General features: G+C 72.4%; 21 protein-coding genes. 7 read left to right on the forward strand and 14 right to left on the reverse strand.

The annotated features are described in order from the left end of the window. Nucleotides 1-28: 28 nt before the first annotated feature. From OIE69_RS20275 to OIE69_RS20300, 6 genes are all read right to left on the reverse strand, one after another. Nucleotides 29-634 carry a YceI family protein gene (locus tag OIE69_RS20275; RefSeq protein WP_326573478.1) on the reverse strand — a complete coding sequence of 202 codons (606 nt, stop codon included), beginning with the start codon at nucleotides 632-634 and terminating at the stop codon, nucleotides 29-31. A 26-nt stretch (nucleotides 635-660) separates the two neighbouring features. Next, nucleotides 661-915: a hypothetical protein gene (locus OIE69_RS20280; protein WP_326573480.1), complete on the reverse strand. Its 255-nt coding sequence runs from the start codon at nucleotides 913-915 to the stop codon at nucleotides 661-663. 111 nt (nucleotides 916-1,026) lie between these two features. Then, nucleotides 1,027-1,746 (reverse strand): ABC transporter permease subunit, encoded by a 720-nt coding sequence (locus OIE69_RS20285; protein ID WP_089225382.1) that lies wholly within the window; start codon nucleotides 1,744-1,746, stop codon nucleotides 1,027-1,029. 23 nt (nucleotides 1,747-1,769) lie between these two features. After that, on the reverse strand, nucleotides 1,770-2,687 hold the full coding sequence (locus OIE69_RS20290) for an ABC transporter ATP-binding protein (protein WP_326573484.1): 918 nt from the start codon (nucleotides 2,685-2,687) through the stop codon (nucleotides 1,770-1,772). Further along, a complete protein-coding gene (locus OIE69_RS20295) occupies nucleotides 2,684-3,589 on the reverse strand; it encodes an ABC transporter permease (RefSeq protein ID WP_326573486.1) in 906 nt (301 codons plus the stop codon). The genes OIE69_RS20290 and OIE69_RS20295 overlap by 4 nt, the downstream gene beginning before the upstream one ends. Beyond that, complete coding sequence (locus OIE69_RS20300) at nucleotides 3,576-4,490, reverse strand: ABC transporter ATP-binding protein (protein ID WP_326573488.1); 915 nt, start codon at nucleotides 4,488-4,490, stop codon at nucleotides 3,576-3,578. Before OIE69_RS20300 ends, OIE69_RS20295 begins: the two co-directional genes overlap by 14 nt. 483 nt (nucleotides 4,491-4,973) lie before the next feature. On the opposite strand from OIE69_RS20300, the gene OIE69_RS20305 reads away from it, so the two are divergent. Then, nucleotides 4,974-5,180 (forward strand): hypothetical protein, encoded by a 207-nt coding sequence (locus OIE69_RS20305; RefSeq protein ID WP_326573490.1) that lies wholly within the window; start codon nucleotides 4,974-4,976, stop codon nucleotides 5,178-5,180. A 61-nt stretch (nucleotides 5,181-5,241) separates the two neighbouring features. Here OIE69_RS20305 and OIE69_RS20310 read toward each other — a convergent pair whose 3' ends face one another. Further along, nucleotides 5,242-5,880 (reverse strand): DUF6344 domain-containing protein, encoded by a 639-nt coding sequence (locus tag OIE69_RS20310; RefSeq protein ID WP_326573492.1) that lies wholly within the window; start codon nucleotides 5,878-5,880, stop codon nucleotides 5,242-5,244. Nucleotides 5,881-6,274: 394 nt separating this feature from the next. On the opposite strand from OIE69_RS20310, the gene OIE69_RS20315 reads away from it, so the two are divergent. After that, nucleotides 6,275-7,165: an LLM class flavin-dependent oxidoreductase gene (locus OIE69_RS20315; RefSeq protein ID WP_326573494.1), complete on the forward strand. Its 891-nt coding sequence runs from the start codon at nucleotides 6,275-6,277 to the stop codon at nucleotides 7,163-7,165. Here OIE69_RS20315 and OIE69_RS20320 read toward each other — a convergent pair. Further along, nucleotides 7,158-7,574, reverse strand: coding sequence for a DUF6083 domain-containing protein (locus OIE69_RS20320; RefSeq protein ID WP_326573497.1), 417 nt, complete (start codon nucleotides 7,572-7,574; stop codon nucleotides 7,158-7,160). The two genes, OIE69_RS20315 and OIE69_RS20320, sit on opposite strands and share 8 nt — an antisense overlap. 108 nt (nucleotides 7,575-7,682) lie before the next feature. Here OIE69_RS20320 and OIE69_RS20325 point away from each other — a divergent pair, with 108 nt between their 5' ends. After that, complete coding sequence (locus OIE69_RS20325; RefSeq protein ID WP_326573499.1) at nucleotides 7,683-8,543, forward strand: Cof-type HAD-IIB family hydrolase; 861 nt, start codon at nucleotides 7,683-7,685, stop codon at nucleotides 8,541-8,543. 15 nt (nucleotides 8,544-8,558) lie between these two features. Here OIE69_RS20325 and OIE69_RS20330 read toward each other — a convergent pair whose 3' ends face one another. The 5 genes from OIE69_RS20330 to hisC all read right to left on the reverse strand — a co-directional run bounded on the left by OIE69_RS20330 (nucleotide 8,559) and on the right by hisC (nucleotide 16,940). Next, a complete protein-coding gene (locus OIE69_RS20330) occupies nucleotides 8,559-9,689 on the reverse strand; it encodes a GAF domain-containing sensor histidine kinase (protein ID WP_326573501.1) in 1,131 nt (376 codons plus the stop codon). A 27-nt stretch (nucleotides 9,690-9,716) separates the two neighbouring features. Next, nucleotides 9,717-13,184: a thiol reductant ABC exporter subunit CydD gene (cydD, locus tag OIE69_RS20335; RefSeq protein ID WP_326573503.1), complete on the reverse strand. Its 3,468-nt coding sequence runs from the start codon at nucleotides 13,182-13,184 to the stop codon at nucleotides 9,717-9,719. A gap of 13 nt (nucleotides 13,185-13,197) precedes the next feature. Continuing rightward, on the reverse strand, nucleotides 13,198-14,199 hold the full coding sequence (gene cydB, locus OIE69_RS20340; RefSeq protein WP_326573505.1) for a cytochrome d ubiquinol oxidase subunit II: 1,002 nt from the start codon (nucleotides 14,197-14,199) through the stop codon (nucleotides 13,198-13,200). Nucleotides 14,200-14,210: 11 nt separating this feature from the next. Next, the gene (locus OIE69_RS20345) at nucleotides 14,211-15,710 is read right to left on the reverse strand and encodes a cytochrome ubiquinol oxidase subunit I (protein ID WP_326573507.1); all 1,500 of its coding nucleotides are present in this window, start codon (nucleotides 15,708-15,710) and stop codon (nucleotides 14,211-14,213) included. 156 nt (nucleotides 15,711-15,866) lie between these two features. Further along, complete coding sequence (gene hisC / locus OIE69_RS20350; RefSeq protein ID WP_392567539.1) at nucleotides 15,867-16,940, reverse strand: histidinol-phosphate transaminase; 1,074 nt, start codon at nucleotides 16,938-16,940, stop codon at nucleotides 15,867-15,869. 338 nt (nucleotides 16,941-17,278) lie between these two features. Between hisC and OIE69_RS20355 the strand changes: the two genes are divergently transcribed. The 4 genes from OIE69_RS20355 to OIE69_RS20370 all read left to right on the forward strand — a co-directional run bounded on the left by OIE69_RS20355 (nucleotide 17,279) and on the right by OIE69_RS20370 (nucleotide 21,231). Next, entirely contained in the window at nucleotides 17,279-18,379 is a 1,101-nt protein-coding gene (locus OIE69_RS20355) for a LacI family DNA-binding transcriptional regulator (protein WP_326573509.1), read from the forward strand. Nucleotides 18,380-18,547: 168 nt separating this feature from the next. Beyond that, the gene (locus tag OIE69_RS20360; protein ID WP_326573511.1) at nucleotides 18,548-19,585 is read left to right on the forward strand and encodes a metallophosphoesterase; all 1,038 of its coding nucleotides are present in this window, start codon (nucleotides 18,548-18,550) and stop codon (nucleotides 19,583-19,585) included. A gap of 167 nt (nucleotides 19,586-19,752) precedes the next feature. Beyond that, nucleotides 19,753-20,613 (forward strand): hypothetical protein, encoded by an 861-nt coding sequence (locus OIE69_RS20365; protein ID WP_326573513.1) that lies wholly within the window; start codon nucleotides 19,753-19,755, stop codon nucleotides 20,611-20,613. Between the two features lie 48 nt (nucleotides 20,614-20,661). Next, nucleotides 20,662-21,231, forward strand: coding sequence for a DUF4240 domain-containing protein (locus OIE69_RS20370; RefSeq protein WP_326573515.1), 570 nt, complete (start codon nucleotides 20,662-20,664; stop codon nucleotides 21,229-21,231). Between the two features lie 62 nt (nucleotides 21,232-21,293). Here OIE69_RS20370 and thiC read toward each other — a convergent pair whose 3' ends face one another. Further along, nucleotides 21,294-23,039, reverse strand: coding sequence for a phosphomethylpyrimidine synthase ThiC (gene thiC, locus OIE69_RS20375; RefSeq protein ID WP_326573517.1), 1,746 nt, complete (start codon nucleotides 23,037-23,039; stop codon nucleotides 21,294-21,296). Between the last annotated feature and the right edge of the window lie 38 nt (nucleotides 23,040-23,077).

The raw sequence follows: 23,077 nt of genomic DNA on the forward strand, positions 1-23,077 counted from the left end.
CGGCAGGGGGACGGCTGCTTCAGCGGGTTCAGGCCGCCTTGATCGCGGAGATGTCGAAGGTCAGCTTGACCTTCTCGCTGATCAGGACGCCGCCACCCTCGAGCGCCGCGTTGTAGGTCAGGCCCCAGTCGCCGCGGTTGACGGTCGTGGAGCCCTCGAAGCCGACCCGGAGGTTGCCGTAGGGGTCGATGGCCGAGCCGTTGTAGGTGAAGTCGATGGAGACCGGCTTGGTGGTGTCCTTGATCGTGAGGTCACCGTGCATGCGGTAGGTCTCGTCGTCGACCTGCTCGGCGGAGGAGCTCCGGAAGCTGATCTCCGGGTAGGTCGCGGCGTCGAAGAAGTCGCCGGTGCGCAGGTGCTCGTCACGCTGGGTCTGGTTGGTGTCGATGCTGACGACCTTGATCGTCACCTCGGCGGAGGAGTTGGCCGGCTTGCCGCCGTCCAGCTGCAGCTTGCCCTCGTACTCCGCGAACTGGCCGCGCACGGTGGTGACCATCGCGTGGCGCACGGAGAAGCCGACCTCGCTGTGGGTCGGGTCGATCGTGTACTCACCGGTCAGGTGCGCCAGGTCGGCGGACGGCGCGGCGGTGACGGCGGTTGCGGTGGCATCGCTCTTGCGATTGAAGAGACCCATGATGAACTCCTTGGGGACGTGTTGGTTTACGATTCAACCTCCTTCACCGTAACGGCATTCCCTTGAATCTTCAAGGAGTCCTGTGACGTAGCCCACTTCCGGGGGACGAAAACGAAGCGGCGGCGGCCCCGGTCGCGGGACCACCGGCGGCGGAGCCCGGCGGTGGAGCGCGCGGCGAGCGCGTCGATGCGGCGGGCCAGCTCCGGGCTGAACAGCGCGATGAGCAGGCCGAGGGCGGCCAGGAACAAGCCCACGGCGAAGAGCAGCGGAGTCTCGGACATCACGCCGCACATCTGACAATCTGATGTGCGGACGTCAGGGGAGCAGGGCCGCCCGGGCGGAAGAAGACCACCCGGGCGGCTTACGGGACGACAGGCCTCAGGCCGGAACGATCACTCCTCGCCGGCCAGCGTCAGCGACCGCATCCGCTGCCCCGCGAAAGCGGTCGCGGCGAGGGTGACGCCGACGAGCAGCACCACCGCGAGCGGCAGCCCCACGTCGGAGGTGACCAGGCCCTCACCGGCGATCTTCTGGGCCAGCGCCAGCGCCCACTGCTGCACGCTCAGCGTGCGCGCGCCCGGCACCAGGCTGCCGATCAGCGACTCCCAGATCAGCGCGTAGACCAGGCCGAAGACCACCGCCTGCCGGGTCACCACGCCCAGCAGCAGGAAGATCGCCGCGTAGGTGACCGAGGCGACGGCCGCCGCGGCGGTGAACGCGACCGCGATGCCCTGGCTGTTGCCGTTGAGGATGAACCCGGCGATCAGGGTCGGCACGGCCGAGAAGACCACCGACACCGCGATCGCGACCAGCAGCTTCGTGACGATGATCGTCGGCCGCCGCACCGGCTTGGCCAGCAGGTAGATGATCGAGCCGTCGTCGATCTCCGGCCCGATGGCGCCGGTGCCGGCGATCACGCCGACCAGCGGCACCATCGTCGCCAGCGCGAAACCGCCCAGCACCGAACTCGCGATGGAGTCGTCGGCGCCGACCAGCACCCGCACCGCCACGGAGATCAGGATCAGCAGCGCGGGCAGGGCGAACAGGACCAGGGCCCGGCGGCGGCCCAGCAGCCCCCGGTAGGTCAGCCTGGCCACGGTGGGATTGAACATCGGAGCTCCTTACAGCCGTGTGCCTACGCCGTGACCAGGTAGGAGAAGACGCTCTCCAGGGACTCGTCGGACGGCGAGACCGTGTAGAGCCGGATGCCCCGCTCCCGCGCGACGCGCGGCAGCAGCTCGGTGAAGCCGGCGAAGTCGATCGCCTGGATGCGCAGCGCCCGCTCCTTCCAGTCCAGCTCGATGGCGGCCGTGGACCCGTCCGCGATCAGCGCGGCGGCGAGCGCCCGGTCGTCGCTGGAGCGCACCAGGTAGCGGTGCGGCCGGTCCGTCATGAGCCGGCGGATCTTGCGGAAGTCGCCCGAGGCGGCGTGCCGGCCGGCGACGACCACCTCGATGTGGCTCGCCAGCTGCTCGACCTCCTCCAGGATGTGCGAGGAGAACAGCACCGTGCGGCCCTCGGCTCCCATCCGCCGCAGCAGGTCCATCAGGTGCAGCCGCTGCCGGGGGTCCATGCCGTTGAAGGGCTCGTCCAGCAGCAGCACCGACGGGTCGTGCACCAGCGCGGAGGCCATCTTGGCGCGCTGCCGCATGCCCTTGCTGTACGTGGCGACCGGGCGGTCCTGGGCGAACTCCATCTCGACCGTGGCCAGGGCGCGCTGCGCCGCCGCCCCCGGGTCCGCCAGTCCGTGCAGCTCGGCGTTGGCGACCACGAACTCGCGTGCCGTCAGGAAGTCGTACATCGCCTCGCGCTCGGGGACGATGCCGATGTGCCGGTACACCTGCTCGTTGCGCCAGACCGTGGCGCCGTCGAGGGTGACGGTCCCGGCCGAGGGGGCCAGGAAGCCGCCCATCATGTTGATCAGGGTGGACTTGCCCGCGCCGTTGGGGCCGAGCAGGCCGGTGACGCCGGGACCGATCGTCATCGTCACGTCGTTGACGGCGACGACGTTGCCGAACCAGCGGGACACATGGTCGATGGACAGGGTGGTCACGACAGTACGGCCTTTCGGTAGCGGCGCATCAGCAGGCCGAAGGAGCCGGCGATCACGGCGAGGAGGGCGAGGAGGTAGACCGTGCCGACGACCGCGTCCTTCGGACCCGCGCCCTCGGGGAAGCTGGAGGTCGCGCCCAGCCACCAGGTCTGCGCGCCGTCGATCAGCGTGATCGGCGAGAACAGGCCCAGCCAGCCGATCACGTCGGCGTTGCCGTTGATCGAGGCGACGCCCTGCACGCTCGTCACCGCGCCGTACGAGAGCGTGAACACCGCGATGACCGCGGCGACGCCGAAGCCCCGGCGCGGCGTCAGCGCCGCGATGACCAGGCCGATGCCCGAGAACAGCATCGACAGCAGCAGCGCGGCGAGCATCGCCTTGGCGAAGCCCGCGCTCTGGTCGCTCACGTCGAACTTGGCCAGCAGCGCCCCGATGTACATGACCAGCAGCGGCGTCCCGGTGAGGATGAACAGCGCCGTGGTCAGCGCCGCGAACTTCGACGCGACGTAGTCGACCGCCTCGATCGGACGGGAGAAGTACAGCGGGGTCGTCTTGAACCGCAGGTCGAGCGAGACGGACTGCGGGGCCTGTGCGGCCAGGTAGAGGCCGATGACCGCCTGCATGATGATCACGTACTGGGTGTACTCGATCGGCAGCTTGGTCGCCTTGGTGCCGATCGCGACCGCGACCATGATCGCGGCCGGGCCGCACATCACGGCCAGCAGGATCATCGGCAGCACCTTGGACTTCGCCGAACGGCCGAGCCCGTACGCGCTGCGCAGGCTCTGGACGTACAGCGACTTGCGCGCGTAGCCACGGCCCAGGCGCGGGCCGTCGTAGTGCCGGTAGCCGATGTCGTGGATGACGTCGGCGGCGGGCGGCCTGCCCTCAAGCTGCGTCATGCTCGTCCCCTCCCCGGAAGATCTCGGCGATGCGGTGCCGGTGCTGCTCCATGCGCACCAGGCCCGTGCCGAGCTCCGCGACCGCGTCGCGGACCGCGTCGTACGTCTCGTCCCCGTCGATGTCGACCATGATCAGCCGGCCGTCCGCGTGCGCGTTGAGCCCGGCGGCGGTCAGCTTCTCCACCAGCTCGTCCTCGTGCTCGGTGACCTCGACGGTGAGCGAGGCGGTCGCCTGGGTGAAGTCGCTGGTCGAGGAGGAGCGCAGGAGGGAGCCGCCGTCGATGACGACGATGTGGTCGCTGGTGCGCTCCAGTTCACCGAGCAGGTGGGAGGTGACCAGCACGGAGATGCCGAACTCGGTGTGCACGCGGCGGATCAGCTCGAGCATGTCGTCGCGGCCGACGGGGTCAAGCCCGTTCGTCGGCTCGTCGAGCAGCACCAGCCGGGGATCGTGGACCAGCGCCTGGGCCAGCTTCACCCGCTGTTTCATGCCCGTGGAGTAGCCGCCCATGGGGCGGTACCGCTCCTCGTACAGGCCGACGTGGCGGAGCGTGTCCGCGGTGCGCTCGCGCGCGGCGGCCGGCGGCAGCCCCGAGATACGGGCCATGTGGACGACGAATTCCGTCGCCGACACGTCAGGGGGCAGGCAGTCGTGCTCCGGCATGTAGCCCACATGGGCGCGGATCGCCGCGCCCTCTGTCGCCACATCCATGCCCAGGACGGCAGCCCGGCCTTCCGTGGCCGGCGCCAACCCCAGGAGGATCTTGATCAGGGTCGACTTGCCGGCTCCGTTGGCACCGACCAACCCGGTCACGCCGGGTGCGATGTCGACGGTGAGCCGGTCCAGAGCGGTCACCCTCGGGTACCGCTTCGTCAGGCTTTCGGTAGCGATCACAGTCACGCCACGAACCTAGTGGCGCGGGCCACACCCCGTCGTCAGTCTGGGGGGCGGTTGTACGTAGTCCTTCGGGTTGACTTCCCCGTAGGGGAGGCGGTGCGGTGCGTCCGTCTTGCCGGGATTCCTCCTGCGGGTCGCGCGGTTCAGCCGTGGCGGGGCGTCGTCCGGGAGCACGGTCGGCTCCACCGGTCGACCCCGACGGGCCGGACCCCGCGGTGGTGCCGCGTGGCGCTGCGTCGGGTCGTGAGGTGCATGTGCGGGTGCGGACGCGGGTGCACGGGTGTGCGTGTGCCGCGCTCGCGCGGGGGGTGCGTGGGCGTGCGGTGCCCGGTTGTGCGGTGCGTCGGTGTGTGGCGCGGGCGTGTACCCGTGGGTGTACCTGCTTCGCCGTACGCGCGGATGCCGCGGTGACGGCCGCGGTCGTGCGCGGGCGGGCCGGCGACCGGACGGGCCGTGGCCCACGGGCGGGACCGGGTCGAGCCGGCGGTGACCGTCACAGCCTCAGGGGTGCGGGTCGTCTCCGGCATCCTCGTCCTCGTCCTCGTCCTCGTGCTGGGGGTGGTGCTGGGGGTGGTGCTCACTGCCGTGCTCCGGCCCGGGCCCGTGTGTGCGCCCGTCGTCCGGGGCGTCCGGACGGTTCCGCTGGAGCGGGCGCCGTGGTGGTGCGTGGGCTCCGAGCTCGGGACGCCTTGACGTTCCGTCAACGGGGGCCGTGCGGCACGCCGTACCGGCTGGTCACGCGCGTCCGCGGCGGTCATGCGCAGAGCGCCCACTCGCGGCGGGGGGTACGGGCCGGGGCCTCGGTCACGTCGCTCAGCGCGGTGTCGAGGCCGGCGTCGCCGATCGGACGTGTGCGCACGCGGGCCACGGGCGAGGCGCCGTGGGCCTCGGCGCGGATGCGCTGCTTCATCGTCGGCGGCAGGGAGTGGGCGTCGGCCGCTGCGGTGAGGCAGGGCGCCGGGACGAAGGGGACGGACGGCTCGGGCACGACGGGCTCGTTGCGGTACGACGGACGCGACGACTGATGCGACGAGCGATGCGACGAGCTGCGGGACGCCTTGCGGGACGACGGGACCTCGGGTGTGCGTCCGACGGGCTCGGCACGAAGCCCCGGTTCGACACGGAGTCCTGGTTCGACACGGGGCCCCGGCCCGGACGCGGCGGCGCCCACGGCCACCGGTTGTGGTGCCGGTTCCGTTCGCGGAGCCGGTGCCCAGTGGCGCACCGCCTCGGCGGTGGGCAGGAACCGGGTGCCGGGGACGGCCTCCGGTCGCGGCGCGGCCGGAGCCGTGCTACGCGACGCCGGGACGGCGAACCCGAAGTACGCGACCATCTTGAGCAGGAGCGTCACGAAGACGTCCCAGAACGTCCTGACATGGGTGTTGGCAGCCATGACCTCTCACTTCCTTCGGTGAGTCGGGAGCGACTAATCCGATGATGCGGAAGTGAGCACGAAATCCTCGGTGCCGCACCCCGAGGATGCCGATATTCCGATCAACACCACCCGGGTGGCCGAGCTGTGCCCCGGCCGGACGCTTGGGCGACGGCCTTTCGGCGAGGCGCGCCCCGAGTTGCGGCTCCCCACCACCGGGGGTATCGGCATCGTCGGGAGCGACGGAGACGCGGTCGGCGGCGCCCGCAGGCGGTCCCGGGGTCCCGTGGCGTGCGGAGGCACCGGCCGAGCGGGCGCGGCCCGCCGACGGGTTTCCATCGGACGGCGGCTGCCGCCCTGATCGCCCCACCACTTCGGCCCGGGCGGGCGGGAGCCACCCCGTAGGGTGGGGAACATGCGCCTGAGCACTGTGATTCTGCCGATCTACCGCTGGCACGAGCAGGGCCGGAAGGTCTGGCGCCGGGCCGAGGAGCTCGGTTTCCACACCGCTTACACCTACGACCACCTGTCGTGGCGGAGCTTCCGGGACGGCCCGTGGTTCGGGGCGGTCCCGACGCTGACGGCGGCGGCCGCGGCGACGGAGCGGATCCGGCTGGGCACGCTCGTCACCTCCCCGAACTTCCGGCACCCGGTGACGCTGGCGAAGGAGCTGATCACCCTCGACGACGTCAGCGGCGGGAGGCTGACACTCGGCATCGGCGCCGGCGGGGTGGGCTACGACGCGACCGCGCTGGGCCAGGTGGCGTGGACGCCACGGGAACGGGCCGACCGCTTCGGCGAGTTCGTCACCGTGCTGGACCGGCTGCTGACGGAGCCGGTGGTGAGTCAGGAGGGCGAGTTCTACTCGGCGCACGAGGTACGGAACATCCCCGGCTGCGCGCAGCGTCCGCGGGTGCCCTTCGCGGTGGCGGCGACGGGCCCGCGCGGGCTGCGGCTGGCGGCCCGCTACGGCCAGGCGTGGGTGACCTACGGAGACCCGAAGGGCCCGGCGGACGTGCCGGTGGACAAGTGCCCCGAGGTCGTCTCGCACCAGTACGACCAGCTGGAGATCGCCTGTGCCGAGATCGAGCGCGACCCGGGCGAGCTCGACCGCGTCCTGCTGACCGGGTCGACGGCCGAGCGCCCGCTGGAGTCGCTGGACGCCTTCGTCGACTTCGCGGGCCGCTACGCGGAGGTCGGCATCACGGAGATCGTGCTCCACTGGCCGGTGCCGGACTCCGTCTACGCGGCGGACGAGAAGGTCTTCGAGCGCATCGCGACCGAGGCGCCGGCCCAGCTCAGTTGAGCCGGCGGCGGGCGTTGCGCCGCCACTGGCCGAGCAGCACGGGCGACGCCGCGGGCGGCGGGCTCGCGGGACAGACGTCGAAATGGCTGATCCGGCAGGTGTCGGAGGGGACGGTGGCCCGCAGATTGACCGCCGTGCCGTCGCCCGCGACGCGCCAGCGGCGGCCGGCCGGGACGGCCCCCAGGGGCCACTCGCCGGGCTCGACCAGGATCCAGTGACCGCCGGCGGTGCGGTGTCGGTACGCGGCGCAGGCGCACCGGCCGCAGGTCGTGGCGGTGCCGCCCACCGGATCGGCGACGGCTGTCCCGGCGCGCGCGGCCAGGCGGATGCCGTCCACGACCGTCGGCAAAGCGTCGGCCAGGAGCACCGGTTCCCGGTCGGGCTGCTCTTCACAACGCACAAGGGCCATGGCGTGATGGTGGCAGCCGGCACTGACAACGGCGACGGAGAGTGTGGCGGTCCTCGCACTCCGCACCCGCCTGCTGTCATATGCATCCACATGGGGGACCATGGGTCGGTGACCTCAGCCACCCAGCATCCCCGGACCCCGGACGCCACCCTCGCGGCCCCCGCGCCGCGGCTGATCGCCACCGACCTGGACGGCACGCTCCTGCGCGACGACAAGACCGTTTCGGCCCGTACGATCGCCGCGCTGGCGGACGCGGAGGCCGCGGGCATCGAGGTCTTCTTCGTCACGGGGCGGCCCGCACGGTGGATGGACGTCGTCGCCGCGCACACCGCCGGCCACGGCATGGCGATATGCGCCAACGGCGCCGCCGTCTACGACCTGCACCGCGGCAGGCGGCTGCTGGCGGCCTACCCCCTCGACCCCCGGGACGCGCTCGCGGTCATCGCGGCGCTGCGCACCGCCGTCCCCGGCACGGCCTTCGCCGTCGAGCTGACCGGCGGCTTCGCGTACGAGCCGGATTACCCGCCGTACGCCCCCGCCCCCGACGCGGTCGTCGCCCCGGTGGAGGATGTGCTCGACGGCGGGCGGCAGGGCCAGCCCGTGCTGAAGCTGCTGGCCAAGCACTCCTCCATCGACCCGGACGTCTTCCTGCGCACCGCGCGCGCGGTGGCCGGGGAGCACGCCGAGATCACCCGGTCCAGCGCGTCGGCGCTGCTGGAGATCAGCGGCGCCGGGGTCAGCAAGGCGACGACGCTCGCGCGCTGCTGCGCGGACCTCGGCATCTCCGCCGAGGAGGTGGTGGCCTTCGGGGACATGCCCAACGACCTCGCCATGCTGTCGTGGGCGGGCACCTCGTACGCCGTCGCCAACGCCCACCCCGACGTGCTGGCCGCCACGACGCACCGCACCGTGGCGAACGAGGAGGACGGCGTGGCCCGCGTCATCGAGCGGATCCTCGCCGCCCGCTGACCTCGGCGGGCGGGCTCAGAGGGGCGCCTCCCAGGCGAGCGTGGTGCCCTTGCCGTCCGGCCCCGGCCCGAAGATCGACTCGCCGCCCAGCGACTCCGCGCGGCGGGCGAGGTTGCGCAGCCCGCTGCGCCGTCCGGTCTCGGGGATGCCGACGCCGTCGTCGGAGACGATGAGCCGCACCCCCTCGCGGCCGTCGGAGAGCACGGCGGTGGCGTCGAGCACCACCTCGACCCAGGTGGCGCCGGCGTGCCGCTGCACGTTGGACAGCGCTTCGCGCAGCGCCGCGACGAGGTTGCGGGCGCTGAGCGCGCCGACCCGGTGGTCGACGGGCCCGACGAAGCGGACGGAGGGCGGGAAGCCGAGGCCGCGGGCGGCGGAGCCGGTCTCGCGCAGCACCTGGGCGCGCAGTCCCGCGGGTGCGTCGTCCCGCGGCTCCTGCTGCAGCGCGAAGATCGCCGTCCGCACCTCCTGGATGGTGGCGTCCAGTTCCTCGACCGCGTGCGCGATGCCCTCCTCCGCGTCGGGCGGCAGCGCCTTGCGCCGCGCCCCCTGGAGCATCAGGCCCGTCGCGAAGAGCCGCTGGATGACCAGGTCGTGCAGATCGCGGGCGATCCGGTCGCGCTCCTCGTACACGGCCAGCCGGTTGCGGTCGCGCTGGGCGCCGGCGAGCAGCAGGGCCAGCGCCGCCTGCGCCGCGAACTGGGTGGCGACAAAGCGCTCGTCCTCGGTGAAGCCCGGCACGCCATGGGCCCTCGGCAGCGCGAGCGCGCCCATCACATGGCCGCTGCTCTGCAGCGGCAGGATCATGCAGGCCCCGAAGCGCGGGGCGATCGCCATGGTCATCCGGTCGTCGCTCGCGGCGTCCTCCACGAACACCGGCTCGCCCGCCATCAGCGGCGCGACGGGCGGGCTGTCCGCCTCGAGCACCGTGCCGACCAGGCCCGCGGGCTGTTCGGCCGAGACGGCGACCACTTCGAGACCGCCCTCGACGGTCGGCAGCAGAACCAGGCCCGCGTCGGCCCCCACGAGCGCGCGGGCCTGCTCGGCGACGACGTCGAGCGCGTCGTCGCCCGGTTGTTCGTCGGCCAGCAGCGCGCTGGTGACCGAGCCGACGGCGTCCAGCAGCCTGGCCAGTGGTTCTGCCATACGGCGAGCCTAGGGCGGTGCCGGGTCCTACGCCGTGATCGACTCCGGCTCCGGCGCGTTCAGTGCGTCGGCCGCGTGCTCGCGGTCCAGGCTCCGGCGGAACGGGCCGTCGGCGGCGGCCAGCTCACGGTGCGTACCGCGCTGCACGACCCGGCCGCGGTCGAGGACGAGGATCTCGTCGACCTCCTCCAGACCGGTGAGGCGGTGGGTGATCAGCACGGTCGTCCGGCCCGTGGTCGCGGCCAGCAGATCGGCGGTCAGGGCGTCGGCGGTCGCCAGGTCCAGGTGTTCGGCCGGCTCGTCGAGCACCAGGACGGGGAAGTCGGCGAGCAGCGCGCGGGCCAGCGCCAGTCGCTGGCGCTGGCCGCCGGACAGGCGGGTGCCGTGCTCGCCGACCGGGAGGTCGAGGTCCAGGTCCAGCCGGGCCGCGGCGAGCGCCTTCCGCAGTTCCGCGTCGTCCGCGCCGGGGCGGGCCAGGCGCAGGTTCTCCCGCACCGTGCTGTCGAAGGCGTGCGCGTCCTGGGCGCAGAGGCCGACCATGCGGCGCACCGCGTCGCCGTCGAGAGCCGTGGCATCGGTGCCCGCGAGGGTGTACGTGCCCTGCTCGACGTCCAGGAAGCGCAGCAGCACATGGGCGAGGGTCGTCTTGCCCGATCCGGAGGGGCCGACGACGGCGATCCGGCGGCCGGGGGTCAGTTCCAGGCCGACGCCGTCCAGCGCGGGCCGGGGCTGCCCCGGGTGACGGGCGGTGAGCCCGCGCAGCACCAGGGGGTGCGGCCCGGTGGGCGCGGCCGCGGGGTGTTCCGGCTCCCGTACGGGCTCGGGGGTGTCGAGCACGTCGTACACGCGCCGCGCCGCCTGCCGGCTGCGCTGCCGGTACTGCGCCGCGAGCGGCAGGGCCGCCACCGCCTCGAAGGCCGCGAGCGGGGTGAGCACGACCACCGCGAGCGCGATCCCGGACAGTCCGCCGTCGGCCACCGCTCGCACGCCCGCCCAGGCGCAGACGGTGACGGTGAGTCCGCTGACCAGGGCGCCGAGCCCGGCCCCGAGCGCCGAACCGGCCGCGGAACGGGCCGCGATCCGGGTGAGCACCCGGTCCGCCTCGGCAGCCTCGGCGCGGCGCCCGGGCAGGGCCCCGGCCACGGTCAGTTCGGCGGTGCCGGTGAGCACTTCGACCACCTGGGCCGCGAGTTCGCCGCGGGCGGGGGCGAGAGCGCGTTCGGCGCGCCGGGCGAGCGCCGCGGAGGCGGCGGGCACGGCCACGCCTGCGGTGAGCAGTCCCACCGCCAGGGCGGCGCCGGCACCGGGCAGCAGCCACACGGTGAACGCGGCCGCGGCGGCGCCGGAGAGCGCGGCGGCGCCGGCCGGGAGCAGCCAGCGCAGGAAGTAGTCCTGCAGACCGTCCACGTCGGCGACGAGGCGGGAGAGCAGGTCGCCCCGCCGGGTGTCCCGCAGCGCGGCGGGCGCGAGCCGCTCCAGCCGCCGGTACACGGTGACCCTGAGGCCGGCGAGGGCCCGGAAGACGGCGTCGTGCGCGACCAGGCGCTCGGCGTAGCGGAAGACCGCCCGGCCGATGCCGAAGGCCCTGGTCGCGGTGACCGCGACCATCAGGTACAGGACCGGCGGCTGCTCGGAGGCCCTGGATATCAGCCAGGCCGAGGTCGCCATCAGGCCGACGGCGCTCAGCAGCGCGAGGGCGCCGAGCAGCAGCGCGAGGGCGAACCGCGGCCGCAGCGGCGTGGCGATCCGGCGCACCCGGGTCAGCGGCGCGGACCCCGAGGACGACGCGGAGGACGGTGAGGACGCGGCGGGGACCGCACCGAGGGGTTCGGGGGCGGACGTACCGGCCGCGGCCAGGGCCGGGGGCACCACCGCCGGCACGGCACGCGCCGGGCGGCCGTCGAGCCGCACCGTACGGTCGGCCACGGCGAGCAGCGCGGGGCGGTGCACGACGAGCAGCACCGTGCGGCCGGCCGCGAGCCGCCGGACGGCGTCGACCACGGCCGCCTCGGTCTCGCCGTCCAGTGCCGCCGTCGGCTCGTCGAGCAGCAGCAGCGGCCGGTCGGCGAGGAACGCCCGGGCCAGCGCGATTCGTTGGCGCTGTCCGGCGGAGAGCCCGGCGCCGCCCTCCCCGAGGGCCGTCGCGGGGTCGAGGTCCGGGGCGCCGGCGTCCCGGAGCGCGGCGCGGACCTCGGCCGGGCTCGCGTCCGGCCGGGTCAGCCGTACGTTGTCGGCGATGGTCCCGGCGAACAGGTGCGGCCGCTGGGGCACCCAGGCGATCTGCCGGTGCCAGCCGGCCGGGTCGTGGGCGGCGAGGTCGGCGCCGTCGGCCAGGACCCGTCCCGAGGTCGGCTCGGTGAAGCCGAGCAGTACGGAGAGCAGCGTGCTCTTGCCGATCCCGCTCGGGCCGGTGAGGGCGATCGTCTCGCCGGGGGAGACGCGCAGGGAGACCGGGCCGAGGCGGCCCTCGACGGCCACCTCGTCCAGTTCGACGACCACGGTCCGCAGGTCGGGGGCCGGGGCCGTGCCGCGCCGGGGCGGCGCGGTCTCCAGGACGGCGAAGACCTCGTCGGCGGCGGAGAGCCCCTCGGCCGCCGCGTGGTACTGGGCTCCCACCTGGCGCAGCGGCAGGTACGCCTCGGGCGCCAGGACGAGGATGACCAGCCCGGTGTAGAGGTCGAGTTCACCGTGGACCAGCCTCATGCCGACGCCGACCGCGACCAGGGCGACGGAGATGGTGGAGAGCAGTTCCAGGGCGAAGGAGGAGAGGAAGGTGATGCGCAGCGTCCGCATCGTGGCGCGCCGGTGGTCGGCGGTGATGGCGCGGATGGACTCGGCCTGAGCCTTGGCCCGGCCGAAGACCTTGAGGGTGGGCAGGCCCGCGACGACGTCGAGGAAGTGGCCGGACAGCCGGGCGAGCAGCTGCCACTGACGGTCCATGCGGGTCTGGGTGGCCCATCCGATCAGGACCATGAAGACCGGGATGAGGGGGAGGGTCAGGGCGATGGTGAGGGCCGAGATCCAGTCCTCGGTGACGATGCGGGCGAGGACGGCGGCGGGCACCACGACGGCCAGGCCGAGTTGGGGCAGGTAGCGGGCGAAGTAGCCGTCCAGGGCGTCGATGCCCCGGGTGGCGAGCGCGGTGAGCTCGCCGGTCCGGCGCTCGGTGAGCCCCGCCGGGCCCAGGGCGGTGACCCGCTCCAGCAGCTGTGTGCGCAGCCGGGACTTGACGGCGGCGGAGGCGCGGTGGGCGCACAGCTCGGTGAGCCAGGAGACGGCCGCCCGCCCGGCCCCGACGCCGGCGAGCAGCAGCAGCGGGGTGCGCAGCGCCCCGGCGTCGAGACCGTCCTCGAAACCCCCGACGACGATCTCCGCGACGATCATCGCCTGCGCGATGACCAGGCCCGCGCCGACGAGACCGAGCAGGACGGAGACGGCGAGGAACACACGGGTCGCGCGGGCGTACCTCAGGAGCCGGGGGTCGACGGGTTTCACGTGAAACAGCTCCTCAGTGCGCTTCGGCGATGTGCTGGGTGCCGATCCGCCTGCGGAACACCCAGTACGTCCAGGCCTGGTAGAGCACGACCAGCGGGGCCGCGATCGCGGCGCACCAGGTCATGATCTTCAGCGTGTACGGGGTCGAGGAGGCGTTCTCCACCGTCAGGCTCCACGCCGGGTCCAGCGTGGAGGGCATGACGTCCGGGAAGAGCACCAGGAAGAGCATCGCCACCGCGGCGACGACGGTGATCCCGGAGAAGGCGAACGCCCAGCCCTCGCGGCCCCGCAGATTGGCACCGAGCGCGGCGAGCAGCGCCAGCACGGCGACCACCGCGGCCGCCAGGCTCCGGGCGTCGCCGCCGTCGTCCTGCGTCCAGGCCAGGAAGGCGACTGCGAACACCGCGGTGACCGCTCCGGCGCGGGTGGCGAAGCGGCGGGCGCGGGCGCGGATGTCGCCGAGGGTCTTCAGCGCCGCGAAGACCGCGCCGTGGAAGGTGAAGAGGCTGAGCGTGACGAGCCCGCCGAGCAGGGCGTAGGGGCCGAACAGTTCCCGGAGCCCGCCGGTGTACTCGCCGGAGGCGTCGATCTCGACCCCGTGCACGATGTTGGCGAACACCACGCCCCACAGGAACGCGGGGAGCAGGGAGGTCCAGAAGATGGCCTGCTCCCAGCCCGCCTGCCAGCGTTCGCCGGCGCGCTTGGCGCGGTACTCGAAGGCGACGACCCGGATGATCAGGCAGAGCAGGATCACCAGCAGCGGCAGGTAGAAGCCGGAGAAGAGGGTGGCGTACCACTCGGGGAAGGCGGCGAAGGTGGCGCCGCCCGCGGTGATCAGCCAGACCTCGTTGCCGTCCCAGACCGGGCCGATGGTGTTGATCAGCACCCGCCGCTCGGGGCGGTCCCGGGCGAGCAGCCGGGTGAGGACGCCGATGCCGAAGTCGAAGCCCTCGAGGAAGAAGTAGCCGGTCCACAGGACCGCGATGAGGACGAACCAGACGTCGTGGAGGTGCATGCCGTCTCTCCCTAGTACGAGAAGGCCATCGGGCGGTCGGCGTCGCCGCCGATCTTCGTGGGGGGATTGAGGTCGGCCTCGGTGAGCTCGGGTGGCCCGGCCTTGGCGTACTTGACCAGGAGCTTGACCTCGACGACCGCGAGGACGGCGTAGAGCGTGGTGAGCACGATCAGCGAGGTCAGCATCTCGGCGGTGGAGACACCGGGGGAGACCGCGTCCTCGGTGCGCAGCAGCCCGTACACGACCCACGGCTGACGGCCGTTCTCGGTGAAGATCCAGCCCCAGGAGTTGGCGATCAGCGGGAAGCCCATGGTGAGCAGCCCGATCCGCCAGTACCAGCGGGACAGCGCCGGGGAGAGGGCGGTGTTCCTGGTGAGCATCAGGTGCGGCGGCTCGTCGTCGGCGGTGCGCCGGTCCTCGGCGAGCCAGAACCTGCGGCGGGTGAGCCAGAGTCCCGCCAGGCCGACCGCGAAGGAGGTCATGCCGAAGCCGATCATCCAGCGGAAGCCCCAGTAGGCGACGGGGATGTTGGGCCGGTAGTCGCCGGGTCCGTACTTCTCCTGCTCGGCCTTGTTGACGTCGTTGATGCCGGGGACGTACGAGTCGAAGTCGTCGTGGGCGAGGAAGGACAGCAGGCCGGGGACCTCGACGGCCACGGAGTTGTGGCCCTTCTCGACGTCGCCGTAGGCGAAGATCGAGAAGGGGGCCGGGGACTCGCCGTCCCACAGGGCCTCGGCGGCGGCCATCTTCATCGGCTGCTGCTCGTACATGACCTTGCCCAGCCGGTCGCCGCTGATCGCGGTGAGCAGGCCGGCGACGACGGCGGTGACCAGGGCGAGGCGCAGCGAGGTCCGCATGACGGCGACGTGCTTGCGCCGGGCCAGGTGGTAGGCCGAGATGCCGATCATGAAGGCGGCGCCGGTCAGGAAGGCCGCCGCCAGCGTGTGGAAGACCACGACGAGGGTGGTGTTCTGGCTGAGCACGGCCCAGAAGTCGGTGAGCTCCGCGCGGCCGGTGACCTTGTTGTAGCGGTAGCCGACCGGGTGCTGCATCCAGGAGTTGGCGGCGAGGATGAAGTACGCGGAGAGGATCGTGCCCAGCGAGACCAGCCAGATGCAGGCCAGGTGGAGCTTCTGCGGGAGCTTGTCCCAGCCGAAGATCCACAGCCCGATGAAGGTGGACTCGAAGAAGAAGGCGATGAGCGACTCGAAGGCGAGCGGGGCGCCGAACACGTCGCCGACGAAGCGCGAGTAGTCCGACCAGTTCATGCCGAACTGGAACTCCTGGACCAGGCCGGTGGCCACGCCCATGGCGATGTTGATCAGGAAGAGCTTGCCCCAGAACTTGGTCGCCCGGAGGTACTTCTCCTTGCCGGTGCGCACCCAGGCCGTCTGCAGACCGGCGGTCAGGGCGGCGAGGGAGATCGTGAGGGGGACGAAGAGGTAGTGGTAGACGGTCGTGATGCCGAATTGCCATCGCGCGACAGCGACGGAGTCCAGTGCCAGGTCCACGTCACGCCTCCTAACGTGCCGAGCTTGTGAAAGTGAACGCATTCACAAGCTCAGTATGCCGCACACGCTTTCGCCCCCTCACACCGGGGGGTGGGAGGGGGCGAAAGGGGGCATGCTATGACGCCCTGTGGCACCCGGGACGCTGCGTGCGGACGGTCACAGCTCCTTCCGGAAGGCCTCCGCCGTACGGATCAGGACGTCGTTGGCGGCCTCCTCGCCGACCGTGATCCGCACGCCCTCCCCCGCGAACGGACGGACGGTGACGCCGGCCCGCTCGCAGGCCGCGGCGAAGTCGGTCGTGCGCTCCCCCAGCCGCAGCCACACGAAGTTGGCGTGCGTCTCCGGCACCGTCCAGCCCTGCGCGGTCAGCCGGTCGAACACCCGGGTGCGCTCGGTGACCAGCGCGTCGACCCGCTCCAGCAGCGCCGCCTCCGCGCGCAGCGAGGCCACCGCCGCGTCCTGGGCGAGCTGGCTCACGCCGAAGGGGACGGCCGTCTTGCGCAGCGCCGCGGCGACCGGCTCGTGCGCGATCGCGAACCCCACGCGCAGTCCGGCGAGTCCGTACGCCTTGGAGAAGGTGCGCAGCACCGCCACGTTGGGACGGTCACGGTAGACCTCGACGCCGTCCGGGACCTCGGGGTCGCGGATGAACTCCTTGTACGCCTCGTCCAGCACGACCAGCACGTCCGGCGGGACGCGGTCCAGGAAACGCTCCAGCGCGTCCCGGCGGACCACCGTGCCGGTGGGGTTGTTGGGGTTGCAGACGAAGACCAGCCGCGTCCGGTCCGTGATCGCCGCGGCCATCGCGTCAAGGTCGTGCGTCTCACCCGCGTCGAGCGGCACGCGTACCGAGGCCGCGCCGGTGATCTGCGTGATGATCGGATAGGCCTCGAAAGACCGCCAGGCGTAGACGACCTCGTCACCCGGGCCCGCGGTCGACTGCAGCAACTGCTGCGCGACACCCACCGAGCCGGTGCCCGTCGCGATGTGCTCCTCCGGCACGCCGAAGCGGTGCGCCAGCTCTGCGTGGAGGGCCGTGCACGCCATGTCCGGGTAGCGGTTGAAGTTCTCCGCGGCGGCGGTGGCCGCCTCCAGGACACCGGGCAGCGGCGCATAGGGGTTCTCGTTGGAGGACAGCTTGTAAGCGGTCACTCCCTCTTCCACGGCCGGGGGTCTGCCCGGCTTGTACGTGGGGATGCCGTCCAGTTCGCGGCGCAGTTTGGGGCTCATGCCCCACACCATACGAGCGCCCGCCCGGCCGGGGGAGGCCCTGCGGCACACGGGCTCGCGGCAGGGGCTCACGGGGAACGGGGCAGGTGGTGCGACGCACTGCGCGCCGGTGGCGCGCGCGGTGGCGCGCATCCCTCGTAGGGGTGAGTTGATGGCCGCGCACTCCGCGCGGCGCGGGGCGGGCGGCACCCCGTAACGGACCGGTGACCTGGGGTAGGCACCCGTCACCACCTGGGCTTTCCCGGCCACGCCCGACGCCGCCGGCGGGGAAACGTATCTGTCAACGGCTTCTCCGGCACCCCGCGAAAGGACCACCCGACCCCTACTATCACCACGCCATGACAGCAGCAGGGAAGCACCAGGCGAGCCGGCCCGTCGGACGCCGGCTGGAGCGGGCCGGCATCAGGGACGTGGCCGCCGCTGCCGGAGTCTCGATCACCACCGTCTCCGACGCGCTCAACGGCAAGGGCCGACTGCCCGACGCCACCCGCCGTCACGTCCGTGAGGTCGCCGACCGGCTGGGGTACCGCCCCTCCGCCGCCGCCCGCACGCTGCGCACCGGGAGGTCGGGGCTGATCGGCCTGACCGTGACGACGTACGGGGAAGAGCCCTTCACCTTCACCGAGTTCGCCTACTTCGCCGAGATGGCCCGGGCCGCCACCTCCGCCGCGCTCGCCCGCGGATACGCCCTGGTCATCCTGCCGGCCTCCTCCCGGCACGACGTGTGGAGCAACGTCGCGCTGGACGGCACGGTCGTGATCGACCCCTCCGACCACGACCCGATGGTCACCGAGCTGGTGCGGCAGGGCATCCCCGTGGTCAGCGACGGCCGCCCGACCGGCAGCCTGCCCGTCCAGGCCTGGGTCGACAACGACCACGAGGCCGCCGTGCTCGGCATCCTGGAGCACCTCGCCGAGGCCGGGGCCCGCAGGATCGGCCTGCTCACCGGCACCAGCACCGACACCTACACCCGGCTGTCCACCACCGCCTACCTGCACTGGTGCGAGCGGATCGGCCAGGAACCGGTCGTCGAGGCCTACCCCGCCCACGACCCGTGCGCCGGCGCCGTCGCCGCGGACCGCCTGCTCGCCCGGCCCGACCGCCCCGACGCGGTCTACGGCCTCTTCGACCCCAACGGCACCGACCTGCTCGCCGCCGCCCGCCGCTACGGGCTGCGCGTACCCGAGGACCTCCTGCTGGTCTGCTGCAGCGAGAGCATGGTCTACGCGACGACCGAGCCGCCGATCACCACACTCTCCCTCAAACCGGGCCGGATCGGCACCGCGGTCGTCCAGCTGCTCATCGACGCCATCGAGGGGGTGGACGCGGGCCGCCCGGTGCAGCAGGTCATGCCGACCGACCTGATCGTGCGCACGTCCTCCCAGCGACGCTCGCCGCGCACCACCGTCAGCCCGCCCCGCGGACCCGCGGGAGAATAGGAACGGGCGCTTCCGGGGCGAGAAGAGCCCGCCCCGGGTGGATTTGTCCGTGCCGGATGAAATCGCTATCAGCAGGTGTGTCACGCCACGACATCGTCATTCCTATGATGGGCGGATGGTGGCGCGACGGTGGAGGGGTCGATGACTCAGGGGGCAGGTCAGGGACCCATGCCCGGTACCTCGTACGGCTGGTCTCAGGACCCCGCGGGGGCGGTGGCGCACGGCGCGCCCATGATGCCGTCGGTGCACCCCGCCGACGCCGTCGGGGCTCCGCCCGGGCATCCGGCCGAGCACGAACAGACCATGATCGACGAGCAGATGATGCCGCCGGAGTACACGCCCACACAGCGCGACCTCCCGGTGGTCACCGCGGCCGACACCCAGGCGCTCGGCCCGCTCTACGTCGTCGGCGACATCCACGGCTACGTGGACCGGCTGTGCGAGGCCCTGTACGCGACGGGGCTGATCGACTCCGAGGGCCACTGGGCGGCCGGCAACGCCCGCCTGTGGTTCCTCGGCGACTTCACCGACCGCGGCCCCGACGGCATCGGCGTGATCGAGCTCGTCATGCAGCTGTCCGCGGAGGCCGCCGCGGCCGGCGGCTACGCCAGGGCCCTCATGGGCAACCACGAACTGCTGCTGCTCGGCGCCCACCGCTTCGGCGACACCCCGGTGAACTCCGCCGCGGGCACCGCCTCCTTCCTCGCCGCCTGGCGCCTCAACGGCGGCCAGACCAGCGACATGGAGCGGCTGCAGGACCACCACGTCGCCTGGATGTCCCGGCTGGACGCGGCCGCCCTCACCGACGGCCATCTGCTGCTGCACTCCGACACCACCGCGTACCTGGAGTACGGCACCACCATCGACGCGATGAACGACGCCGTCACCGGCATCCTGCAGCGCGGCGACGCCGACGAGTGCTGGGAGCTGTTCCGCAAGTTCACCCGGCGCTTCGCCTTCCGCGGCGAGTCGGGGCCGCAGGCCGCCCGCGAACTGCTGGACACCTACGGCGGCCACCGTGTCGTGCACGGTCACAGCCCCATCCCGTACCTGCTCGGCGAGCCCGGCGCGGAACCCGGCACCGAGCAGCCGGACCGCTCCGCGGTCGTCGAGGGACCGCACGTGTACGCGGAGGACCTGGCCGTGGCCATGGACGGCGGGGTGACCATGGACGGCAAACTCCTGGTCGCACAGCTGCCGTTGTAGACCCCGAAACCCCCATTTTCCGGAAACACTCTGTCACCGCGTCACCTCCGCGCTCTACCATCGGGATATCCGTAGGCAGCTTCTCCTCCGCTTCCGCCCAGCCGGACCGGACCTTCGTCCTTCGTGAACCCCGGGAGGAACCGGAGACGGAGCATCGGGGGATGCACATGAACAGCGCTCCACACCTGCTGACCGAGGACCGCCCGGAATTCGAGCGCGCCCTCGACACGGCTCTGCACTCGGAGGGCACGCGGGCCGCCCTCGCCGAGGCGCGGAACCGCCTCAACGCCGAGCAGTTGCGCACCATGGCGCTCAACGCGGCCGAGCCCATCTCGGCCTGCGCCGCGCCCGAGTACGAGCAGTTCGTCAAGGTCCGCGAGGCCTTCGCGGAACAGCGCCGGGAGGCACGTACCGCGACCGTGCCGGGCCTCGGCTACGCGGCCGCGGCGGCCCCGGTCGCCGCGGACGGCTCGGGGGCCGGGCTGTTCGCCGTCGTCGCCGTGCTCACGCCGATCCTGGCGGGCACGGCCGCCGTCATCTTCCTCGTGCTCGGGTACGCCCTGCGCTTCGGGCACCCCGAACCGGCGATCGCCCAGCCGCTGCGGCAGGCCGGCTGGCTCTTCGCGGCCGTCGCCGTCTGCGGCATCGTCATCGGCATGGTCGGACTGCTGCTCACCGCGCTGCGCAACGGCTCGACCGCCCTCCACGACCCTCACGGCGGTGAGCCCCGCGACGTCGCCCTCGCCCGCGAGCTGTGGCGCCGGGCCCTGGTGGAACGGGGACTGCAGCCCTTCCTCGACGACGCCCTCGCCAAGGCCGCCGGCGCGGCCCCCACCGCGCCGACCGCCCCCTCCGCGACCACCGGCGGCAACCCCCGCATGCCGCGGCTCGGTTACTCCCGCCCCGACTTCTCCAGCCCCGGTCACGAGTCCTCCCCCGAACCCGGGGACCGCTTCACCAGCCCGGACTTCTCCAGCCCGGACTTCTCCAGCCCCGACTTCGGCGGACCCGACCACAGACCGGACTGACACGGCGGACCCGGGGGCGTTGTCGTACCCCGGTGCCACAGTGCGGGCATGGACACCGACCGGTTCTGGCAGCTGATCGACGCCGCCCGCTCCACGGCGGCGGACGGCGGCGAGCCCTTCGACGAGGCGCTGGTGCGCCTGCTGACCGAACGGCCGCGCCAGGAGATCCTGGAGTACGCGGAACGCTTCGACGCGCTGCACGACGCCCTGTACCGCTGGGACGTCTGGGCCGCCGCCTACCTCATAGGCGGCGGTTGCTCCGACGACTCCTTCACCGACTTCCGCGCCGGGGTGATCGCCCAGGGCCGCGACTGTTACGAACGCGTGGCCGCCGGGCCGGACAGCCTGGCAGGCCACCCCGGCGCGGTCGCGGCCGCGCGGGACGGGAGCGACGCCCTGTTCCGCGAGGAGGTCAACTACGCCGCCGCCGAGGCCTTCGAGCGCCTCACCGGCGACCGGGACTCCTTCTACACCGCCTGGTCCGACCGCCACCCCGCCGATGCCCGGAGGCCGTCGGAACCCGACATGGGCGAGGACTTCGACTTCGACGACGACGCGGAGATGCACCGCCGCCTGCCCCGCCTGGCCGCTCTGCACCTCGGCCCCGACGGCGCCTAGGAACGGCCGGCGTACCGGATCCTGTGGCGGCCCGCCGGTGCGGGCCGCCGCAGGATCCCGGGTCAGTCGGCGATCGGGAGGTAGACGCGGTTGCCCGAGGCGGCGAACTCGCGGGACTTCTCCGCCATGCCGGCCTCGATCTCCTCGGGTGTGCCGCCGTGCCGGCGGCGGATGTCCTGGGAGATCTTCATCGAACAGAATTTCGGCCCGCACATGGAGCAGAAGTGCGCGGTCTTGGCCGGCTCCGCCGGAAGCGTCTCGTCGTGGAACGCCCGTGCCGTGTCCGGGTCGAGGGCCAGGTTGAACTGGTCCTCCCAGCGGAACTCGAAGCGGGCGTCGGAGAGCGCGTCGTCCCATTCCTGGGCCCCGGGGTGGCCCTTGGCCAGGTCGGCGGCGTGGGCGGCGATCTTGTAGGTGATGACGCCGGTCTTGACGTCGTCGCGGTCGGGCAGGCCCAGGTGCTCCTTGGGGGTGACGTAGCAGAGCATGGCCGTGCCCCACCAGGCGATCATGGCGGCGCCGATGCCGGAGGTGATGTGGTCGTAGGCGGGCGCGATGTCGGTGGTGAGGGGGCCGAGGGTGTAGAACGGCGCCTCCTCGCAGATCTCCTGCTGAAGGTCGATGTTCTCCTTGATCTTGTGCATGGGGACGTGCCCCGGCCCCTCGATCATGGTCTGCACGCCGTGCCGCTTGGCGACGGTGTTGAGTTCGCCGAGCGTGCGCAGCTCCGCGAACTGGGCCTCGTCGTTGGCGTCCGCGATGGAGCCGGGACGCAGGCCGTCGCCCAGGGAGTACGTGACGTCGTAGGCGGCGAGGATCTCGCAGAGCTCCTCGAAGTTCTCGTAGAGGAAGCTCTCCCTGTGGTGCGCGAGGCACCAGGCCGCCATGATCGACCCGCCGCGCGAGACGATGCCGGTCTTGCGGCGCGCGGTCAGCGGGACGTACCGCAACAGCACGCCGGCGTGCACCGTCATGTAGTCGACGCCCTGCTCGGCCTGCTCGATGACGGTGTCCTTGTAGATCTCCCAGGTCAGCTCCTCGGCCTTGCCGTCGACCTTCTCCAGGGCCTGGTAGAGGGGGACGGTCCCGATGGGGACGGGGGAGTTGCGCAGCACCCACTCGCGCGTGGTGTGGATGTTGCGCCCGGTGGACAGGTCCATGACCGTGTCGGCGCCCCAGCGGGTGGCCCAGGTCATCTTGTCGACCTCCTCCTCGATGGAGGAGGTGACCGCCGAGTTGCCGATGTTGGCGTTGACCTTCACCAGGAACCGCTTGCCGATGATCATCGGCTCGATCTCCGGATGGTTGACGTTCGCCGGCAGGACGGCGCGTCCCGCCGCGATCTCCTCGCGGACGACCTCGGGGGAGACGTTCTCGCGGATCGCGACGTACTCCATCTCCGGGGTGATCTCGCCCCGCCGCGCGTACGCCAGTTGGGTCACCGGATGTCCGGGCCGGCCGCGCCGGGGGAGGCGGGGGCGTCCGGGGAAGACGGCGTCCAGGTTGCGCAGGCCGCCGCGCGGCGAGGTGTGTTTGAGGCCGTCGTCCTCGGGGCGGACGGGGCGGCCGGGGTACTCCTCGGTGTCGCCGCGGGCGACGATCCAGTTCTCCCGCAGCGGCGGGAGGCCGCGGCGGACGTCGGTGGTGACGTTCGGGTCGGTGTACGGGCCGGACGTGTCGTACAGCGTCACGTCCCGGCCGTTGGTCAGGTGCACTCGGCGGACGGGGACCTCGATGTCCGGGCGGGACCCGGTCATGTAGCCCTTGTGCCAGCCGATTTCGCGCGCGTGTGCATCCTGCATGGTCATGAGACCCACTCCCTACGCCGGCATTACCCGGTAACAGG

This window comes from Actinacidiphila glaucinigra (genome assembly GCF_035918135.1).
In the GTDB taxonomy this organism is placed as follows: domain Bacteria; phylum Actinomycetota; class Actinomycetes; order Streptomycetales; family Streptomycetaceae; genus Actinacidiphila; species Actinacidiphila glaucinigra.

Bases quoted from the DNA above. Each gene is read 5' to 3' on its own strand.
- OIE69_RS20360 (WP_326573511.1), top strand. From the start codon at position 18,548: ATGCCCGGTACCTCGTACGGCTGGTCTCAGGACCCCGCGGGGGCGGTG.
- OIE69_RS20355 (WP_326573509.1), top strand. From the start codon at position 17,279: ATGACAGCAGCAGGGAAGCACCAGGCGAGCCGGCCCGTCGGACGCCGG.
- OIE69_RS20295 (WP_326573486.1), bottom strand. From the start codon at position 3,589: ATGACGCAGCTTGAGGGCAGGCCGCCCGCCGCCGACGTCATCCACGAC.
- OIE69_RS20285 (WP_089225382.1), bottom strand. From the start codon at position 1,746: ATGTTCAATCCCACCGTGGCCAGGCTGACCTACCGGGGGCTGCTGGGC.
- OIE69_RS20365 (WP_326573513.1), top strand. From the start codon at position 19,753: ATGAACAGCGCTCCACACCTGCTGACCGAGGACCGCCCGGAATTCGAG.
- cydB (WP_326573505.1), bottom strand. From the start codon at position 14,199: ATGCACCTCCACGACGTCTGGTTCGTCCTCATCGCGGTCCTGTGGACC.
- OIE69_RS20315 (WP_326573494.1), top strand. From the start codon at position 6,275: ATGCGCCTGAGCACTGTGATTCTGCCGATCTACCGCTGGCACGAGCAG.
- OIE69_RS20280 (WP_326573480.1), bottom strand. From the start codon at position 915: ATGTCCGAGACTCCGCTGCTCTTCGCCGTGGGCTTGTTCCTGGCCGCC.
- OIE69_RS20330 (WP_326573501.1), bottom strand. From the start codon at position 9,689: ATGGCAGAACCACTGGCCAGGCTGCTGGACGCCGTCGGCTCGGTCACC.
- thiC (WP_326573517.1), bottom strand. From the start codon at position 23,039: ATGACCATGCAGGATGCACACGCGCGCGAAATCGGCTGGCACAAGGGC.
- OIE69_RS20320 (WP_326573497.1), bottom strand. From the start codon at position 7,574: ATGGCCCTTGTGCGTTGTGAAGAGCAGCCCGACCGGGAACCGGTGCTC.
- OIE69_RS20275 (WP_326573478.1), bottom strand. From the start codon at position 634: ATGGGTCTCTTCAATCGCAAGAGCGATGCCACCGCAACCGCCGTCACC.
- OIE69_RS20310 (WP_326573492.1), bottom strand. From the start codon at position 5,880: ATGGCTGCCAACACCCATGTCAGGACGTTCTGGGACGTCTTCGTGACG.
- hisC (WP_392567539.1), bottom strand. From the start codon at position 16,940: ATGAGCCCCAAACTGCGCCGCGAACTGGACGGCATCCCCACGTACAAG.
- OIE69_RS20370 (WP_326573515.1), top strand. From the start codon at position 20,662: ATGGACACCGACCGGTTCTGGCAGCTGATCGACGCCGCCCGCTCCACG.